This window comes from Phenylobacterium sp. VNQ135 (assembly GCF_049445735.1).
Lineage (GTDB): Bacteria > Pseudomonadota > Alphaproteobacteria > Caulobacterales > Caulobacteraceae > Phenylobacterium.
On record NZ_JBMSDS010000003.1, the window covers coordinates 588,470 to 604,920 of the forward strand.

Genomic DNA, 16,451 nt, shown 5'->3' on the forward strand with positions numbered 1-16,451 from the left:
CGCGATGCAGGTCATCCAGAACATCGTGATGTACGTGCTGCCGTTCGTGCTCGTCCTGGGTGTCGTGGTGACGGTGCACGAGCTGGGCCACTTCCTGGCCGCCAAGTGGCTGGGCACCAAGATCGACCGCTTCTCCATCGGTTTCGGCCGGGCTCTGGCGAGCTGGCGTGACGGGCAGGGCGTGGAATGGCGCGTGGGCTGGCTGCCGCTCGGCGGCTATGTCCGCTTCGCCGGCGACGACAACGCCTCGTCCATCCCGGATGTGGACGACCTCGACCAGATGCGTCGTGACGTGGTGCGGCGCGAAGGCCAGGCGGCGCTGTCCCGCTACTTCCATTTTAAGCCGCTCTGGCAGCGCGCCATCATCGTGGCGGCGGGACCGCTCGCAAATTTCGCGCTCGCCGTCTTGATCTTCGCCGCTCTCCTGATGACGGTGGGCGAGCGGGTTGCCACCACACGGGTCGATCGCGTGGTGCCGGGCAGCGCGGCTGAGCAGGCTGGCTTCAAGCCGGGCGATGTCATCCTGAAGATGGACGGGCGCAAGGTCACCGAGTTCGAACAGGTGAGCAACCGCGTCGTGCTGAGTTCCGGGACGCCCATCGCGTTCCTCGTGCAGCGCGGCGGCGCAGAAGTGACGATCGTCGCGACTCCGCGTCGCGGCGTCGTGCAGGACGCCCTCGGAAAGTCGCATCGGCTTGGACAACTTGGTCTCTTCCACGAGACCAAGGCCGGCGAGGCGACCTATCGGCGCTACGGTCCAGTCGATGCGCTCATCGGCGGAGTCGAACGCGTCGGCTCCACGATCGAAACGACGGTGCGATACGTATCCCGGATGTTCCTGGGCCGAGAGTCCGCCGACCAACTGGCGGGGCCGCTTGGCATGGCCCAGATGTCGGGCGACCTGGCCTCGCACGCCGCCAAGGTCTCTCCCGACGCCGGCACGCTCGCGCTCAACGCCCTGCTGATAATGTTGCAGCTGATTGCGGCGATCTCGGTCGGCATCGGCTTCATGAACCTGCTGCCCGTGCCCGTTCTCGACGGGGGCCATCTGCTCTTCTACGCCTATGAAGCGGTGGCCCGCCGCCCTCTTGCCGCCAAGGTTCAAGCTGCAGGGTACAGGGTAGGCCTTGCGCTTGTCCTTGGTTTGATGTTGTTCGCGACCTGGAACGATTTGCAGCGCCTGCGTGTGTTCAATCTGTTCGGCGGCCTATTCTCCTAGGCCTCGGTCTCACAAAACGGCTGATTCGATGCTCAAGACCCGCGCCCGCGGCGCCGCGCTAGCCTCCGGCCTTGCCCTTCTTCTGGGCTCGACCGCTCTCGTCGCGCCGACGCTTGCCTATGCCCAGCAACAGAGCGGGGTGGTCCAGCGGATCCTCGTGCAAGGCAACGAGCGGATCGAGCAGGCGACCGTCGTCTCGTACCTTCCGGTCGGCGTCGGCGAGGAAGTGACGCCCGAGAAGATCGACCTGGCGCTGAAGGCGCTGTTCCGCACCGATCTCTTCGCCGACGTGAAGATCGACTACCAGAACGGCGATCTGATCATCACCGTCGTGGAGAACCCGATCATCAACCGGGTGATCTTCGAGGGGAACTCGGGGCTCAAGGAAGACAAGCTCCGCGACGAGGTCTCCATCCGGCCACGCGGCATCTTCACCCGCGCGAAGGTCCAGAGCGACGTCCAGCGTATCGTCGAGCTCTATCGCCGTTCCGGCCGCATCTCCGCGACGGTGACGCCGCAGATCATCGAGCTGCCGCAGAAGCGCGTGGACCTGATCTTCAAGATCGACGAGGGCCCGAAGAGCGGCATCCTCTCGGTCAATTTCCTAGGCAACAAGGCCTTCTCGGACAACGACCTGCGCGACGTCGTCGTGACCGAGGAGAGCCGCTGGTACAAGTTCTTCTCGAACAACGCGAACTACGATCCGGATCGCCTGGAGTACGACAAGGAGCAGCTGCGGAAGCACTACCGCAACCGCGGCTACTACGACTTCCGGGTGTCGTCGGCCGTCGCGGAGCTCGCGCCAGACAAGAACGGCTTCGTCGTGACGTACACCGTCGACGAGGGCCCGAAGTACGACTTCGGCAAGATCGAGGTGCAGACCGAGCTGCAGAAGCTCGACAAGAACGTCCTGGCGGCGCTGCTGCCGATCCGGGAAGGGCAGACTTACCAGGACGAGGCGATCGAACAGGCGACCGATGCGCTGACGTTCGCCGCCGGCGCGGCGGGCTTCGCCTTCGTGGACGTGCGTCCGAACTACACGCCCAACCGCGAGACGCGGAAGGTCGACGTGACCTTCCAGGTCCGCGAAGGGCCGCGGGTCTACGTCGACCGTATCGACATCGTCGGCAACACCCAGACCCTGGATTACGTGATCCGCCGCGAGATGAGCGTGGTGGAGGGCGACGCCTATAACCGCGCTCTCGTCGACCGCTCGCGCCGCCAGATCCGCGCCCTGGGCTTCTTCAAGGACGTCGAGATCACCGAGACGCCGGGTTCGGCTCCGGACCGCACGGCCCTGCAGGTGAAGGTCGAGGAGCAGCCCACGGGCGAGCTGTCGTTCAGCGCCGGCTATTCGTCGGTCGACCAGCTCGTGCTGGACCTCGGCATCACCCAGCGCAACTTCCGCGGCCGCGGGCAGGACGTCCGGGCCCGGGTGTCGGTCGGCTCGCTCCGTCAGCAGCTGGACTTCTCGTTCACCGAGCCGCGGTTCCTGGGACGTGATGTGGCGGCCGGTATCGACCTCTACGGCTACCGCTACGACCTCTCGGACTACTCGGCCTACAAGACGACGACCTATGGGACGACGCTGCGGGCCAACTTCCCGCTCAGCCTGAACGCCCGCGGTTCGCTGCGCTATTCGCTGCGCCAGGACGAGATCGAGATCGCCGACTTCTACTGCGATCCGGCCGCGCCGGTGCTGTCCCTGGCCCTTTGCGGCCAGCGCGGCTCCAACATCACCTCGCTGGTCGGCTACGGCGTCCGGTTCGACCGCCGGAACGACTACCTGAACCCGACGCGCGGCTTCTACGTCGACTTTGTGCAGGACTTCGCGGGCCTGGGCGGCGACGTGAACTACGTGCGCACCGAGGCCGAGGGCGGCTGGTACCACGGCTTCTCGAAGGACTTCATCCTCAGCCTGACCGGCTCGGCCGGCTATGTCGAAGGGTGGGGCGGCGACGCCGTCCGGATCAACGACCGCTTCTACAAGGGCGGCAATACGTTCCGGGGCTTCGAGACGGCCGGCATCGGTCCGCGCGACCTGTCCTTCACCCGGGCCGATGCCCTGGGCGGCAAGGCCTACGCCATCGGCACCGTCGAGCTGACCGTGCCGACGTTCCTGCCCGAGCAGTACGGCATCAAGGCGGCGCTGTTCTCGGACGTCGGTACGCTGGGCCTCCTCGACAAGGAGGACAAGCAGTGTCCGCCGCCCGGTTCGGCCACGTGCCCGCTCGGCGCGCGCGACCCGAGCATCCAGGACGACTTGTCGCTGCGCGCTTCGGCCGGCTTGAGCGTCTTCTGGCGTTCGCCCATGGGTCCCATCAGGTTCGACTTCAGCCGCGTTTTGGCCAAAGAGAACTACGACAAGACCGAGACCTTCCGGTTCTCCACCTCAACCAGGTTCTAGGAAACTCATGAACTTCAAGACCTTCGCTGCGGCTGGCTGCGCCGCGACCGCGATCCTGGCGATCGCGGGTCAGGCCAGCGCCCAGACCCCGCCGGTGGCCCAGACCAATGCTCCGCCGCCGGTCACCCACGGCGCGGCCATCCCCGGCGTCTGCATCATGTCGATCCCTGGCGCGATCGCCGGGTCGACGGTCGGCAAGTACGTCGACACCCGGATGCAGCAGATCATCCAGCAGGTGAACGGCGAGCTGAACGGCGAGCGCACCGCGATCGAGAACGAGAACAAGACGCTTCAGACGCAGGCGGCCACGCTGGACCGCACGACCGCCGAACAGCGCGGCGCGGCCCTGCAGGTCCGCGTCAACGCGCTGCAGCGCAAGGCGCAGCAGCGCGAGCGCGAGGTGCAGGCCACCGAGCAGAAGGCCGTCGGCCGCGTGGGCCAGGAGATGGAGCCGCTGATCCGCCAAGTCTATCAGCAGCGCCAATGCTCGGTCCTGCTGAACCGTGACGCCATCGTGCTGGGCAACCCCGCCATGGACATCACGCCGGCCGTCGTGACCGCGCTGAACGCCAAGATCACGCAGTTCACGTTCGACCGCGAGCGCCTCGACCAGCAGCAGCCGGCCGCCGCCGCGCCGGCGCAGACGACGACGCCGCAGCGCCGCTAGCCGCTTCGCGCGGATCGGATTGACTGGCATAGGGGCCGCGATGCCCGATCCGCGCTTCTTCGAGGACCTGGGACCTGTTCCCCTCGCCGAGCTGGCAAAGCTCGGCGGGGCGGAGCTGTCCGACACGATCGCCGCCGAGCGGCTGGTCCGCGCCGTCTCCATCCTGGCCCACGCCGGTCCCGACACCGTCACCTTCCTGGCCGACCGCAGGCATCTTGCAGGGCCCGTCGGCGCCCCTGGCGCATGCTTCGTCCAGGCCCGCGACGCGGGCGTGCTTCCTGAAGGCTGCGTTGCGCTGGTCACGGCCAGCCCGCAGGGCGCCTACGCCATGGCGGCGCAGCGCCTGCACCGTCCCCGCGCCGGCGGGTCTGAGGCGCGGGCGACTGATGTGGAGGTGGAGGAGGGCGCTGTTCTGGCGGCCGGGGTGGTCCTGGGCGCGGGCGTGAAGGTGGGCCGCGGCACACGGATCGGCGCCAACACCGTCATCGGGCCTGGCGTCGCCATCGGCCGGGACTGTGAGATCGCCGCGAACGTCACCATCGGCTTCAGCCTCATCGGCGACCGCGTCCGCATCCTTGCGGGCGCACGGATCGGCGAGCCTGGATTTGGGGCCACCGCGGGGCCGAAAGGGCTGATCGATGTGCCGCAACTAGGTCGGGTCATCATCCAGGACGGCGTGACCATCGGCGCCAACACCACCATCGACCGCGGGGCGTTCGACGACACCGTGATCGGCGAGAACACCAAGATCGACAACCTGGTGCAGATCGCACACAACGTCCGCGTGGGGCGGAACTGCGTGATGGCGGCCCATACCGGCATCTCCGGCAGCGTCGTGATCGGCGAGGGCGCTCAGTTCGGCGGGCGCGCGGGCGTGGCCGACCACGTGACGATCGGCCCTGGCGCCCGGGTCGGCGCGGCGGCAGGCGTGATGAAGGACATTCCAGCCGGCGAGACCTGGGGCGGCATGCCGGCCCGTCCGATCCGGCACTGGCTGAAGGAAACGGCGTGGCTTGCGCGGATGGCGAGCCGCAAGGGGGCCGAAGGTAAGGGGACGGGCGAATGACGCGGAAGGCGCCGGCGGGGCAGGACCCCACGCAGATCGACATCACCGAGATCCTGGAGCGGATTCCGCACCGGTACCCGTTCCTGCTGGTCGACCGCTGCGAGGAGTACAAGCCGAACGAGTCCATCGTCGGCATCAAGTGCGTGACGGTGAACGAGCCGTTCTTCCAGGGCCACTTCCCGGACTATCCGGTGATGCCCGGCGTCCTCCTGATCGAGGCCATGGCCCAGACGGGCGCGGTGCTGATGTCGAAGTCGCTCGAGGTCGACACCACGGGCAAGGCGATCTTCTTCATGTCGGCCGACAACTGCCGCTTCCGCTCGCCGGTTCGGCCTGGCGACGTCGTGCGGATGGCCGTGCGCGTCGTCAAGCACCGCGGCGACATCTTCAAGTTCGCGGGCGAGGCGCTGGTGAACGGGAAGGTCGCCGCCGAGGCCGAGTTCGCCGCGATGGTCGTGGAGACCTGAAGCCGTGGCGCCGCAGGTCCACCCCACCGCGATCGTCGCGGACACCGCCGAACTCGCCGACGGCGTCGCCGTCGGTCCCTTCTGCATCGTCGGCGAGGCGGTGAAGATCGGGCGGGGCACGAAGCTGCATGCCCACGTCGTCGTCGAGGGGCGCACGACGCTCGGCGCGAACAATCAGGTGCATCCGTTCGCCGTCCTGGGCGGGCCGCCGCAGCACACCGCCTACAAGGGCGAGGACACCGAGCTCGTCATCGGCGACAACAACGTCATTCGTGAACACGCGACGATGAACATCGGGACGCCGCACGGCGGCGGCGTCACGCGCGTGGGTTCGAACGGCCTCTACATGATCGAGAGCCACGTCGGGCACGACTGCGTCGTCGGCGACAACGTGATCCTGACCAAGCAGGCGACGCTTGGCGGGCACTGCCACCTGGGCGATTTCGTCATCGTGGGCGGCCTAGCCGCCGTGCACCAGTTCACCCGGGTGGGCCGCCACGCCATGATCGGCGGCCTGGCCGCCGTGGTGAAGGATGTCATCCCGTACGGTTCGGTGTGGGGCAACCACGCCCACCTCGAAGGCCTGAACCTGGTCGGCCTGAAGCGGCGGGGCTTCGACCGCGAGACGATCAACACGTTGCGGGCCGCGTACCGCCTGCTGTTCGCGGACGAGGGCACGTTCCAGGAGCGCCTGGAGGACACGGCGGAGACCTATGCCGACAGTCCGCAGGTGATGGAGATCATCGACTTCATCCGCGCCGACGCCAGCCGGCCCCTCTGCCTGCCCGAACGCGAGGTCTGATGAGGAAGCTGGGGCTGATCGCCGGCGGCGGGGGCCTGCCGGTGGAGATCGCCGAGCACTGCGAACGCTCGGGCCGGCCGCTCTTCGTCATCCGCCTGAAGGGCTTCGCCGGGACCGCGCTCGAGCCCTACGCCGGCGCCGAGGTGGGGATCGCCGAGGTCGGCAAGTGCATCAAGGCGCTGAAGCGCGCCGGCTGTGAGGCCGTGTGCCTGGCCGGCATCGTGGCGCGCCCGGATTTCAGCAGCCTCGCGCCGGACCTTCGCGGATTGAAGTTGCTGCCGAAGGCCATCGCCGCCGCGCGCAAGGGCGACGACGCCTTGCTGCGCCTGCTCGTCGACGAGTTCGAGGCGGAGGGGTTCGCGGTCGAAGGCGCGCACGAGGTGATGGACGATCTCTCGCTGCCGCTCGGCTACCTGGGACGCCTGCAAGCCCGCGACGAGGACCTGCACGACGCGCAGCGGGCGCTGGAGGTGGCTCGCGCCGTGGGCCGCCTGGATGTCGGGCAGGCGGCCGTGGTCGCCAGCGGTCTCGTGCTTGCCGTGGAGGCCCAGGAAGGCACCGACGCCATGCTTTCGCGGGTCGCGGGATTGCCGGGGCACCTGAAGGGCATGGCGGGCGCCGGTCGCGGCGTCCTCGCCAAGGCGCCGAAGCCGATCCAGGAGACGCGCGTGGACCTGCCCACCATCGGACCGGCCACGGTCGAAGGCGTCGCGCGCGCGGGTCTGGCGGGCATCGTCGGCGAGGCCGGCCGCCTGCTGGTGCTCGACCGCGACGCGGTCATGGCCAGGGCCGACGAACTCGGCGTCTTCATCCTGGGCGTGGAGGCTTGAGGGCCATGACCGGCGGCGTCACGGTCATGCTCGTCGCGGCCGAGGCGTCGGGCGACGATCGGGGCGCCGGCCTGATGCGCGCGCTGAAGCGACGCCTCGGCGGCGACGTGCGGTTCGTGGGCGTGGGCGGCGAGCGGATGCGGGCGGAAGGCCTCGACAGTCCCTTCGATATCGCGGAGCTGTCGGTCCTGGGTCTGGTCGAGGGCCTGAAGGCCTATCCGAAGGTCCTGCGCCGGGTGCGCGAGACCGCGGCGCTCGCCGCGCGGGAACGGCCGGACATCGCCATCCTGATCGATTCCTGGGGTTTCACCCTGCGGGTCGCCAAGGCGCTACGGAAGCTCGACGGCGGCCTGCCGCTCGTGAAGTACGTCGGACCTCAGGTCTGGGCCTCGCGACCGGGGCGCGCGAAGACCACGGCCCAGACCTTCGATCACCTGCTGTCGATCCACGCCTTCGACGCGCCGTACTTCGAGGGCGAGGGCCTGCCGGTCACCTTCGTGGGCAACTCCGCCTTGGCGGTCGACTTCTCTAGGGCCGATCCGGAGCGCCTGCGTCGGCGGATCGGCGCGGCGGACGACTATCCGATCCTTCTGGTGCTGCCGGGCAGCCGTCCGGGCGAGATCGAGCGCGTGCTGCCGGCGTTCGCAGACGCGGTCGCTCGCCTGAAGGCGGAGCGGCCGGAGTTGCGTGTCGTCGTCCCGGCCGCGGAGACGGTGGCCGAACTCGTGAAGGCCAAGGTGGCGGCCTGGACGCATCCGGCCGATGTGCTGGAGGGCGAGGGACCCAAACGCGACGCGATGAAGGCCGCCACAGTGGCGCTCGCCTGTTCGGGCACCGTTACGACCGAACTCGCGCTTGCCGGCTGTCCCATGGTGATCGGCTACCGCCTGGCGCCGCTGACCTACGCCATCCTCAAACGACTGATCCGCACGAAATATGTGACGCTGTTCAACATCGCGGCGCAGGATTTCGTCGCGCCGGAGCTGATCCAGGACGACTGCAACGGCGAGTCGCTGGCCAGGGAGGTCGCGCTGCGGCTGGACGATCCGACGTTAAGGACCCAGCAGGCGGCCCGGCAGTTCGAGGCGCTCGGCAAAATGGGACGCGGCGGCCCCGATCCGAACGAGGCCGCCGCGCTGGCAGTTCTGAAAATCCTGGAAGGTCGGGCGCGCTAGCGCTTTTCGACCGCCACGTAGTCCCGCTGCGGGGCGCCCGTGTAGAGCTGACGCGGACGACCGATCTTCTGCGACGGGTCCTCGATCATCTCCTTCCACTGGGCGATCCAGCCCACGGTGCGGGCCAGCGCGAACAGCACCGTGAACATCTCGGGCGGGAAGCCCAGGGCGCGCAGGGTGATGCCCGAGTAGAAGTCGACGTTCGGGTAGAGCTTGCGCTCGATGAAGAACTCGTCGTTCAGCGCGATCTTCTCGAGCTCCATCGCGACCTTCAGCAGCGGGTCGTTCTGGTGACCGACCGCGGCGAGCACTTCGTGGCAGGTCTGCTGCATGACCTTCGCCCGGGGATCGTAGTTCTTGTAGACCCGGTGACCGAAGCCCATCAGCAGGCGCTCGCGGTTCTTCACGCCCTTCACGAAGTCCGGGATGTTCTCGACCGTCCCGATCTCCTTCAGCATGTTGAGCGCCTCTTCGTTCGCGCCGCCGTGCTTGGGACCCCACAGCGAGGCGATGCCCGCCGCGATGCAGGCGAACGGGTTGGCGCCCGACGAGCCGGCCAGGCGCACGGTCGAGGTCGACGCGTTCTGCTCGTGGTCGGCGTGCAGGATGAAGATGCGGTCCATGGCGCGGGTGAGGACCGGATTCGGCTTCCAGTCCTCGGCCGGGACCGAGAAGCACATGCGCAGGAAGTTCTCGGCGTACGAGCAGTCGTTGCGGGGGTACACGAAGGGCTGGCCCAGCGAGTACTTGAACGCGCGCGCCGCGATGGTCGGGATCTTGGCGATCATCCGGTGGGCGGAGATCATCCGCTGTTCCGGATCATCGATGTTGGTGCTGTCGTGATAGAAGGCCGACAGGGCGCCGACCGCGCCGACCATGATCGCCATCGGGTGAGCGTCCCGGCGGAAGCCCTGGAAGAACCGGTCGAACTGCTCGTGCACCATCGTGTGGTACGTGATGTTGTGCTCGAACTCGGCGTATTCGGACGCCGTCGGCAACTCGCCGTGCAGCAGCAGGTAGCAGACCTCGAGGAAGCTCGACTTCTCGGCCAGCTGGTCGATCGGGTACCCGCGATGCAGCAGGATGCCCTTATCGCCGTCGATGAACGTGATCTTGCTTTCGCAAGAGGCCGTCGAGGTGAAGCCCGGATCGTAGGTGAAGACGTCGGATTCCGCGTAGAGCTTTCGGATGTCGACCACGTCCGGGCCGGCCGTTCCCTTTAGGACAGGAAGCTCAACGGTGTTGCCGCCGATGCCGATCTTCGCCGTGTCGCCCATGCGGACCCCTTTCGCGGATGCGAGATGAAACGCTCGTTCGAGCGGCCTTATAGCGCTTTACGCGGGGCGCGAAAGCGCATCGTCAAGGCGCCCCAGACTTTCCTCTCGGGTTAGCGCCACCATGGCTCCGGCCAGATCGGGCGCCGGTGCGCCGCCCGAGAGCACCGCACGCAGTTGGGGGCCGAACTTGCCGATGCCCACGCCCTCCCGTTCGGCGAACGCGCGGATCGCCGCCTCCAGGTCGCGGACGTCCCAATGGGGCAGGGCGCCCAGCGCCTCCCGCAGGCGCGAAAGACGGGCCAGCATCTCCTCGGTCATCGCCGCCTGCGCCTTTTCGGGCAGCTCCAGAGGGCGACGCTTCAGCGCGAAGACCACGGCGTCGGCCAACTCGGGGATCGTCTTGGCGCCGTCGCGCACGAAGGGAATCGTCCGCTCGATGACCGCAATGTCGCCGGCCTCCAGCGGCCAGTCGCGGCTCGCCAGGACCTTTTCGACCAGGCCGGCCAGCCGGACAGGCTCGGCCTGACGAATGTAGTGGTTGTTGAGGTGGTTGAGCTTGGCCCAGTCCAGGCGCGCCGGCGCGCTGACCACGTCCACGATGTCGAACCAGGCGATGGCCTGCTCGTCCGAGAAGATCTCGTCGTCGCCGTGACCCCAGCCCAACTTGGCGAGGTAGTTGCGCATGGTCTCGGGCAGGTAGCCCATGGCCTCGAAGTCGGTGACCGACTGGGCGCCGTGGCGCTTCGAAAGCTTGGCCCCGTCCGGACCGTGGATCAACGGCAGGTGCGCCCACACCGGAACGTCCCACCCGAGGCCCTGATAGATCAGTGTCTGGCGGGCTGCGTTGTTCAGGTGGTCGTCGCCGCGGATGACGTGGGTGATGCCCATGTCGTGGTCGTCCACGACGACGGCAAGGTTGTAGGTCGGCGTGCCGTCGGTGCGCAGCAGGATCAGGTCATCGAGGTGGCTGTTCTGGAACCGGACCTCGCCCTTCACGGCGTCCTGGACCAGCGTCTCGCCGTCCTGCGGCGCTTTCAGGCGCACCACGAAAGGACGATCAGGCGCGTCGTTCGGCGAGGCGTCGCGCCACGGCGACCGGACGACTCGGCCTTCAGCACGGGCCAGTTCGCGCTCGGCCTCCAGCTCCTCGGGCGTCATGTAGTCTCGATAGGCCGCGCCGCGGGCGAGGAGGTCATCGACGGCTTCCCGGTGTCGGTCCGCCCGGACGAACTGAAAGACGGGCTCTTCGTCGGCCTCCAGGCCAAGCCACTTCAGGCCGTCGAAGATGACCTGCACGGCCTCTTCGGTTGAGCGCTCGCGATCGGTGTCCTCGATGCGCATCAGGAACTTGCCGCCGGTGTGGCGGGCATAAAGCCAGTTGAAAAGCGCGGTCCTCGCCGTGCCAATGTGCATCATGCCGGTGGGCGAGGGGGCGATCCGGGTGCGGACGGGACGGTCGGGCATCGAGCTCGAGGGGGCTGGGGAAGCGGGCGCAGAGGCCGCGGCGGCGCCTCTTAGCACGCCGATTCCACGCGCCGCCAGCCTGGGGGCGGTGTTGGCGTGGCTGCGGGATCAGGCCGAGGCGCAGGCGGATCGCTGGACGCTGTGGACGCCGGTCGCCTTCGGGAGCGGCTGCGCTATCTACTTCGGGCTCCTGCGCGAGCCGCAGGCCTGGGTCGCGTGGCTCGTGCTCGTCCTGGGCGTCGGCCTGGTGGCCGCCTCGGGGCGATGGACCGGCCGACGCGCCGCGGTCGTGGCCATGGCGCTCGCCGGCTTTGCGCTCGCAGGCTTCGGAATCGCCAAGCTCCGCACCGAGAGCGTCGCGGCGCCCGTGGCCATGCCAGGTGGGCGGCCGCAGATGGTGGAGGGCTGGGTGCTCGACGTGGCGCCGCCGGGCGAGGGCGGGCAGCGCCTGCTGATCGCTCCCGTGCGCGTCGGCGCGTGGAGCCCTGAGGCGACGCCGATCCGCCTACGCGTGACTCTGCGGCCCGATACGCCGTTGCCGCCGCCGGGGGAGCCGGTCCGGGTCTTCGCCATTCTCAACCCGCCGCCACCGCCGGCCGCGCCGGGATCCTACGATTTCGCACGGGACGCCTTTTTCGAAAGCGTGGGCGCCGTCGGCCTTGCGCTTCGGCCGCCCGAGTCCTTGACGCCAGATCGGCCAGCGCCCTGGCGGCTGCGACTCACCATGCGCATCAACGGTCTGCGGTGGGCGCTCACCCATCGGATCGTTCAGACCCTCGGGCCTGAGAGCGGCGGTCTGGCGGCAGCCATGACGACGGGCCACGAGGCCTATATCCCGGCCGAGCAGGTGGAGAACCTGCGCGCCGCCGGCCTTGCCCACATCATCTCGATCAGCGGCCTGCACATGGCCATCGTCGGCGGCTTCGCCTTCGCGGCGGCGCGGCTGGGCGTCGCCGCCTGGCCATGGCTGGCCCTGCGCGTCTCCGGCAAGAAGCTGGCCGCGCTCGTCGGGCTGGGCGCCGTGGGCGGATACCTCGTGCTGTCAGGTGCGCCGCCGCCAGCCGAACGCGCGGCCATCACGGCGGCTGTCGCGTTCGCCGCCATCCTCGTGGACCGGCAGGCGATCAGTCTGCATGCCCTGGCGCTCGCGGCCATGGGCGTGCTGCTGCTGCAGCCGGAGGCGGTGACGGAACCGGGCTTCCAGATGTCGTTTGCGGCGACGGCGGCTCTCGTCGCCCTGGCGGAAGCGTGGCCGCAGCCGGTGACGGAGATCTCCACGCCCTGGTGGATTCGCTGGCCCCAGGCCGCGGCGACCTGGATCGCCGCCAGTATCGCGGTGAGCTTCGTGGCGGGGCTGGCGACCGGGCCGTTCGCCATCCAGCATTTCAACCGTGTCTCGACCTGGGGGCTGCTGGCGAACCTGGCTGTGGCGCCGATTTCGTCCTTCCTGCTGATGCCGGCGCTGGCCATCGGCGCGGCGTTGGCGCCGCTGGGCCTTGGCCAGGCGCCGCTGGAAGTGGCTGGCTTCGCGATCGCTTTGATGAACCATGTGGCCGCCTGGGCCGCTTCCGCCCCCATGGCCCAGGCGCTGGTCCCCAGCGCGCCGACGTGGACGCTGCCGGCCGCGTTCCTGGGCTTGCTCCTTGCCTGCCTTTGGCGGGGCCCGCTGCGCTGGATCGGCGTGCCGCTCGCGCTCTCCGTGCTGTGGGTTCCCAGGCCGCCCGCCCCGGATGTCTGGATCAGCGCCGACGGCGCCGCGGTGGCGGTCCGCGAGCGTAAGGCGGCCATCCTGCTAAGGCCGGACGTGAAACTGTTCGGAGCCGAGCTGTGGTCCAGGCGCCGGGGACTGGAGCCGCTTGCCAGCGAAGCCGAGCGGGATAGGCGCTTCGCGTGCGACCGATGGAGCTGCGCGCCTGGGCCCGCGGCTCCCGTGCGCGTCGCCGCCGCCTGGAACCTGAAACGTCCGCTCAAGGAGGGGCGTCTGGAGCAGCTCTGCGCCTCGGCCGACATCGTGGTCCTGCGCAACGATTTCCGGCCGGAGCGCTGTCCCGCGCCTTTGGTCCTGACTGGCGCGGACTTCAGGGCCGGCGGCTCGGCCGAGCTCTTTCGCCAGAGGGGCGGCTGGCGGATCGTCTGGGCCCAAACCCTCCGAGGGCGTCGCCCGTGGACCTGGGGTCACGACCCGCGATGATGTTCGCCAAGCCCCTGCGCCCACGCGTCCGCTCGGGCGAGATCAACCGCAGCGTCCGCATCTGGCTGACGCCCAGGGTGCGCGTCGGGGGGCGTTATCCGCTGCTGGACGGCTTCATCGAGGTCACGCGTCTGCAGGAGATCGACCTCGCAGACGTGACCGATGCCCTGGCGCAGGAGACGAGCTTCGCGAGCCGCGAGGCCCTCATGGAAACCGCCCGCCACGGGCGTGGCGAGCGGGTGTTCCTGGTCGACTTCGTGTTCGTGCCCGGAGGCTAGTGGTAGCGGCGGATCAGGCCCACGAGGCGGCCCTGGACCGACACCTGGTCGGGCCCGAAGATACGCGTTTCATAGGCCGGGTTGGCGGCCTCCAGGGCGATGGACGCGCCCTTCTTGCGCAGACGCTTGAGCGTGGCTTCCTCTCCGTTCACCAGCGCCACGACGATGTCGCCCGAATTGGCGCTGTCGGTCCGGCGGATGACGACGAAGTCGCCGTCCAGGATGCCCGCGTTGATCATCGAGTCGCCCTGGATCTCGAGGACGAAGTGCTCGCCCGCGCCCAGCATGGCTTCCGGCACAGGCAGCCGGTCGCGCTCCTGCTGGATGGCCTCGATCGGCGTGCCCGCCGCGATCTTGCCGAGGATCGGCAGCTCACGGGTGTCGTTGGCCGCGACGGGCATCTCCTTTCCCGCGTCGACCAACTGTGGCTTGAAGGGCGCGCGACCCTTCGGCGGGGCTGCGGCGGTGGCCTGTTGCGGCAGGCGGACGACTTCCAGGGCCCGCGCCCGGTGGGGCAGGCGGCGCAGGAACCCGCGCTCCTCAAGCGCCGTAATCAGCCGGTGGATGCCCGACTTCGAGGCCAGATCCAGCGCCTCCTTCATCTCGTCGAACGAGGGCGAGACGCCGGTTTCCTTGATGCGCTCATGGATGAACATGAGCAGCTCATGCTGCTTGCGGGTGAGCATTGGGCGACCTCTGGAACAAAGCGCAAACGTTGTCTGATGTTCTGTAGATGTTCCAGATTAATGTCAAGTTACCAAGAGACCGCTTGAAAAATCAGAGGAAAATCTTGGTGGGGAGACGCGGCGAGTGCGACTCAGCCCAGCAAGTCGCGCGTGGCGGCGGTCACGTCGTCCTGGCGCATGAGGCTTTCGCCCACCAGCATCGCCTTCGCCCCAGCTCGTTCCAGGCGAGCAGCGTCGGCCGGCGTGAAGATGCCGCTCTCGGTAACCAGCAAGGCGTCGGACGGCGCGAGCGCGGCAAGGCGCTCGGTATTGGCGAGGTCCACCGTGAAGCTGCGGAGGTCGCGGTTGTTCACGCCGACCAGATCCGCGCCCAGCGCGCCGGCGCGCTTCATTTCCGTCTCGTCGTGCACCTCGACCAGCGCGTCCATCCCGAACCGGCGCGCCTCGGCCATCAGCTCGGCGGCGAGGCCGTCGTCGATCATGGCCAGGATCACCAGGACGGCGTCGGCGCCGAGGTCGCGGGACTCCGCCACCTGCCAGGGATCGACCAGGAAGTCCTTGCGGATGCAGGGCAAGGCCACGGCGTCGCGGGCGGCGATCAGGTATTCATCGCGGCCCTGGAAGCTGGGCTCGTCGGTCAGCACCGAGAGGCACGCCGCGCCGCCGGCCTCGTAGGCGCGGGCGAGGACCGGTGGATCGAAGTCGGCGCGGATCAGACCCTTGGACGGCGAGGCCTTCTTGATTTCGGCGATCAACGCCAGTCGGCCCGGAGCGTGCGCACGCTCCAGGGCGGCGCGGAACCCGCGGGAGGGCGAGCCGGCGGGCGTGATCGTCGGACGCTGCGCCTTACGCGCGGCGACCTCCTCGCGCTTGTAGGCGGCGATCTTCTGCAGAATGTCGCTCATGCGGCGGTCACCTCGATGAGCTTGTCCAGCGCGGCATGGGCACGGCCGTCATCGAGGACGGCATAGGCCAGTTCGACGCCCTGGCGCAGGGTTTCGACCTTCTCGCCAACCAGGAAGGCGGCCGCGGCGTTCAGGGCCACGATATCGCGGTAGGCGCCGGGCTCGCCCGCCAGCAGACGGCGCAGCGCGTCCGCATTCTCGCCCGGCGTGCCGCCGGTGAGGTCAGCCAGGGCGGCGCGCCGCAGGCCCACCGCCTCGGGCGTGACGGTGAAGAGCCGCACCTTGCCGTCGCGCAGCTCGGCGACGGCGGTCTCGCCCGTGGTCGTCATCTCGTCCAGTCCGGAGCCATGCACGACCCATGCGCGCTCCGAGCCCAGCATGCCCAGGGCCTCCGCCAGGGGCTTCACCCAGCGCTCGGCGTAGACGCCCACCACCTGGCGTTCCGCGCCAGCGGGGTTGGTCAGGGGGCCGAGCAGGTTGAAGATGGTCCTGAAGCCCAGTTCCGCGCGGATCGGCGAGACGTGGCGCATTGCGCTGTGGTGCGCCGGAGCGAAGAGGAAGCAGATGCCGGCCGTCTCGAGCGCCTTGAGCTGCGCTTCGGGCGGAGCGGAGATGTTGACGCCCAGCTCCGTCAGCACGTCCGCCGTGCCGGACTTGGACGACATGGCCCGGTTGCCGTGCTTCGCCACCTTCAGTCCGCCCCCGGCGACCACGAAGCCCACCGCCGTCGAGATGTTCAGCGTGTGCAGGCCATCGCCGCCGGTGCCGCAGACGTCGAGGGTCGGGAAGCCCGGCTCCAGACGCACGGCGGCTCGGCGCATGGCGCGAGCACAGGCGGCGATCTCGCCCAAGGTCTCGCCGCGCATCCGCATGGCCGTCAGCGCCGCGCCGACCTGCGACGGCGTGGGCTCGCCCCGAAGGCAGGCGGAGAAGAACGCATCTGCGTCGTCATCCGACAGCGTCGCGCCGTCGGCAAGGCGCGAAAGGAGCGGCTTGAAGGAGTCGGACATGGCGGGC

The 16,451-nt window shown here is 68.9% G+C and carries 15 protein-coding genes; 10 read left to right on the forward strand and 5 right to left on the reverse strand.

Annotated features, from left to right (window positions below; genetic code table 11):
• The first annotated feature begins 4 nt into the window (after window positions 1-4).
• From ACO2Q0_RS14060 to lpxB, 8 genes are read left to right on the forward strand one after another with little or no spacing between them, the layout of a single operon-like run.
• Entirely contained in the window at window positions 5-1,219 is a 1,215-nt protein-coding gene (locus tag ACO2Q0_RS14060) for a M50 family metallopeptidase (RefSeq protein ID WP_423352127.1), read from the forward strand.
• 28 nt (window positions 1,220-1,247) lie between these two features.
• The gene (gene bamA / locus ACO2Q0_RS14065) at window positions 1,248-3,626 is read left to right on the forward strand and encodes an outer membrane protein assembly factor BamA (protein WP_423352128.1); all 2,379 of its coding nucleotides are present in this window, start codon (window positions 1,248-1,250) and stop codon (window positions 3,624-3,626) included.
• Window positions 3,627-3,633: 7 nt separating this feature from the next.
• Entirely contained in the window at window positions 3,634-4,293 is a 660-nt protein-coding gene (locus ACO2Q0_RS14070) for an OmpH family outer membrane protein (protein WP_423352129.1), read from the forward strand.
• Window positions 4,294-4,333: 40 nt separating this feature from the next.
• Window positions 4,334-5,359: a UDP-3-O-(3-hydroxymyristoyl)glucosamine N-acyltransferase gene (lpxD, locus tag ACO2Q0_RS14075; protein ID WP_423352130.1), complete on the forward strand. Its 1,026-nt coding sequence runs from the start codon at window positions 4,334-4,336 to the stop codon at window positions 5,357-5,359.
• Window positions 5,356-5,826, forward strand: coding sequence for a 3-hydroxyacyl-ACP dehydratase FabZ (fabZ, locus tag ACO2Q0_RS14080; protein WP_423352131.1), 471 nt, complete (start codon window positions 5,356-5,358; stop codon window positions 5,824-5,826). The genes lpxD and fabZ overlap by 4 nt, the downstream gene beginning before the upstream one ends.
• Window positions 5,827-5,830: 4 nt before the next feature.
• Window positions 5,831-6,628 carry an acyl-ACP--UDP-N-acetylglucosamine O-acyltransferase gene (gene lpxA / locus ACO2Q0_RS14085; RefSeq protein WP_423352132.1) on the forward strand — a complete coding sequence of 266 codons (798 nt, stop codon included), beginning with the start codon at window positions 5,831-5,833 and terminating at the stop codon, window positions 6,626-6,628.
• Window positions 6,628-7,458, forward strand: coding sequence for a UDP-2,3-diacylglucosamine diphosphatase (gene lpxI, locus ACO2Q0_RS14090; protein WP_423352133.1), 831 nt, complete (start codon window positions 6,628-6,630; stop codon window positions 7,456-7,458). The genes lpxA and lpxI overlap by 1 nt, the downstream gene beginning before the upstream one ends.
• A gap of 5 nt (window positions 7,459-7,463) precedes the next feature.
• The gene (lpxB, locus tag ACO2Q0_RS14095) at window positions 7,464-8,633 is read left to right on the forward strand and encodes a lipid-A-disaccharide synthase (protein ID WP_423352134.1); all 1,170 of its coding nucleotides are present in this window, start codon (window positions 7,464-7,466) and stop codon (window positions 8,631-8,633) included.
• Here the strand turns inward: lpxB and gltA are convergent.
• Together gltA and gltX are read right to left on the reverse strand one after the other, a co-directional pair.
• Window positions 8,630-9,910, reverse strand: a complete 1,281-nt coding sequence (gltA, locus tag ACO2Q0_RS14100) for a citrate synthase (RefSeq protein WP_423352135.1) — start codon at window positions 9,908-9,910, stop codon at window positions 8,630-8,632. The two genes, lpxB and gltA, sit on opposite strands and share 4 nt — an antisense overlap.
• Before the next feature lie 57 nt (window positions 9,911-9,967).
• Window positions 9,968-11,374, reverse strand: a complete 1,407-nt coding sequence (gene gltX / locus ACO2Q0_RS14105) for a glutamate--tRNA ligase (protein ID WP_423352136.1) — start codon at window positions 11,372-11,374, stop codon at window positions 9,968-9,970.
• Here gltX and ACO2Q0_RS14110 point away from each other — a divergent pair.
• Both ACO2Q0_RS14110 and ACO2Q0_RS14115 read left to right on the forward strand, forming a co-directional pair.
• Window positions 11,325-13,565, forward strand: a complete 2,241-nt coding sequence (locus tag ACO2Q0_RS14110; protein ID WP_423352137.1) for a ComEC/Rec2 family competence protein — start codon at window positions 11,325-11,327, stop codon at window positions 13,563-13,565. The two genes, gltX and ACO2Q0_RS14110, sit on opposite strands and share 50 nt — an antisense overlap.
• On the forward strand, window positions 13,565-13,843 hold the full coding sequence (locus tag ACO2Q0_RS14115; protein ID WP_423352138.1) for a hypothetical protein: 279 nt from the start codon (window positions 13,565-13,567) through the stop codon (window positions 13,841-13,843). The genes ACO2Q0_RS14110 and ACO2Q0_RS14115 overlap by 1 nt, the downstream gene beginning before the upstream one ends.
• Here the strand turns inward: ACO2Q0_RS14115 and lexA are convergent.
• From lexA to trpD, 3 genes are all read right to left on the reverse strand, one after another.
• Window positions 13,840-14,529 (reverse strand): transcriptional repressor LexA, encoded by a 690-nt coding sequence (lexA, locus tag ACO2Q0_RS14120; protein WP_423352139.1) that lies wholly within the window; start codon window positions 14,527-14,529, stop codon window positions 13,840-13,842. The two genes, ACO2Q0_RS14115 and lexA, sit on opposite strands and share 4 nt — an antisense overlap.
• 131 nt (window positions 14,530-14,660) lie before the next feature.
• Window positions 14,661-15,434, reverse strand: coding sequence for an indole-3-glycerol phosphate synthase TrpC (gene trpC, locus ACO2Q0_RS14125; RefSeq protein WP_423352140.1), 774 nt, complete (start codon window positions 15,432-15,434; stop codon window positions 14,661-14,663).
• The gene (trpD, locus tag ACO2Q0_RS14130; protein WP_423352141.1) at window positions 15,431-16,444 is read right to left on the reverse strand and encodes an anthranilate phosphoribosyltransferase; all 1,014 of its coding nucleotides are present in this window, start codon (window positions 16,442-16,444) and stop codon (window positions 15,431-15,433) included. Before trpD ends, trpC begins: the two co-directional genes overlap by 4 nt.
• Window positions 16,445-16,451: the final 7 nt, after the last annotated feature.